At 65.6% G+C, this 1541-nt stretch carries 2 protein-coding genes; one reads left to right on the top strand and one right to left on the bottom strand.

The window, feature by feature from the left end:
• Window positions 1-122: 122 nt before the first annotated feature.
• Window positions 123-899 carry a glucose 1-dehydrogenase gene (locus tag IVA80_RS33595; RefSeq protein ID WP_247439367.1) on the bottom strand — a complete coding sequence of 259 codons (777 nt, stop codon included), beginning with the start codon at window positions 897-899 and terminating at the stop codon, window positions 123-125.
• A 76-nt stretch (window positions 900-975) separates the two neighbouring features.
• Between IVA80_RS33595 and IVA80_RS33590 the strand changes: the two genes are divergently transcribed.
• Window positions 976-1437, top strand: coding sequence for a MarR family transcriptional regulator (locus IVA80_RS33590; protein ID WP_247439365.1), 462 nt, complete (start codon window positions 976-978; stop codon window positions 1435-1437).
• The last annotated feature ends 104 nt before the right edge of the window (window positions 1438-1541 follow it).

The following is a 1541-nucleotide window of genomic DNA, read 5'->3' as shown; positions in this document are numbered from 1 at the left end:
GCAGAAAGCTCGGCTGATCCCGGCTGACACCGGTCTTGAAGGTACGATTCGTCATGCCGAATCGTACCTTCCTTCGCTATAAGAATCTTGCCCAGTCTCTTCGCTCCATCCAGGCTACGAAACTACGACGCCAAAAATCCGCCATCGGCTGCCAGCACATGCCCCACGACATAGGATGACGCGTCGGACGATAGCCACACCACCGCCTCCGCGACTTCCTCCGGGCTCCCCATCCGCCGCAGCGGCAAGCCCGCGCTGACGGTTGCGACATCGCCGACCCCGGCACGCAGCATCATGTCGGTGACGACACGGCCGGGGGCGATCGCGTTGATGCGGATGCCGCGCGGAGCGTTCTCCATCGCAGCCGAGCGTGTCAGCGAGATCGCAGCAGCCTTCGAGGCCGAATAGAGCGAGAAGCCGGGATTGGGATTGCGGACGCCGCTGACGGAGGTATTGACGACGATGCTGCCGCGCCCCTGCGCCAGCATCGCCGGCAATTGATGGCGCAGGCACAGGAACAGCGCGCGGACATTGGTGTCGAACACGCTGTCGTAGATCTCCGTGCCCTGCTCCTCCAGCGGCGCGCGGCGCTCCTGGAAGCCCGCATTGTTGAAGGCCACGTCGAGCCGGCCGCAACGCTCAATGGCCATGCGGACGAGGCGTGCGACGTCGTCCTCTCGCGTGATGTCGGTTGTGATCGGGATGGCGTCCGCACCGAGCTCGCGGCACGCTGCGGCCGCGGCGGCGATCTCGGCTTCGCGCCGGCCCGCAACAAGGACGGCCTCCGCGCCTTCGGATGCCATCCGCAGCGCCGTGGCACGGCCGATGCCGCTGCCGCCCCCCGTCACCAGGCAGACCTTGCCCTTCATCCGCATCCCCGCCGGCAAGGTTCCGCTCATGGATCACTCCAAAACGCTTGCACGCAGCGTTGCGGGCATATAGTTGTATGGTACAACTACATGCCTTGGAGTCAAGATGGCCGGACTTGCGCTGATTGACGACATCCGCGCGGCCTCGCGCCTGATGGTGCGGGAGCTCGGCTTCATGGATGCGACGGTGGCGGCCTCGGACTATCCGCCATCGGCGGTTCACACCATTCTTGAGATCGGCATCCGCGGACCGATGAATTCAGGGGAGCTCGGCGATTTCCTGCGGCTGGAGAAATCCAGCGTCAGCCGCATGGTTCGCAAGCTGATCGAATGCGGCGAGCTGCGGGAGACACCCGATGAGGCCGACGCACGCAGCAAGCTGTTGTCGCTGACGGCGAAGGGACGGCGCACGCTGAAGGCGCTGCACGCGTTCGGACGGCAGCAAGTGAGCGCGGCACTGGCTGCGCTGACAAAGGCCGAGCAGCGCACGGTGCGCGAGGGCATGATGCTCTATGCAAGGGCTCTGCGGCAGAGCCGAGCGAAGGACGAACGGCAGTCGGCGGCGTGATGTGCGTAGATGGGGTAACGGGCCCCGGGCAGCCTTCCAGCCAAGCCGCGCTAGCTACGGCGCTATTTGTGGCGCGCGTCGCGCGGCTTGGTTGGAAGGCAAGC

Source organism: Bradyrhizobium sp. 139, assembly GCF_023074175.1.
Taxonomy (GTDB): Bacteria; Pseudomonadota; Alphaproteobacteria; order Rhizobiales; family Xanthobacteraceae; genus Bradyrhizobium.
The sequence above is the reverse complement of the archived record's forward strand: the minus strand, read 5'-3'. Positions and strand labels throughout refer to the sequence as shown.

Excerpts from the sequence above, each read along its gene's own strand:
- IVA80_RS33595 (WP_247439367.1), bottom strand. The coding sequence starts at position 899 with ATGAGCGGAACCTTGCCGGCGGGGATGCGGATGAAGGGCAAGGTCTGC.
- IVA80_RS33590 (WP_247439365.1), top strand. The coding sequence starts at position 976 with ATGGCCGGACTTGCGCTGATTGACGACATCCGCGCGGCCTCGCGCCTG.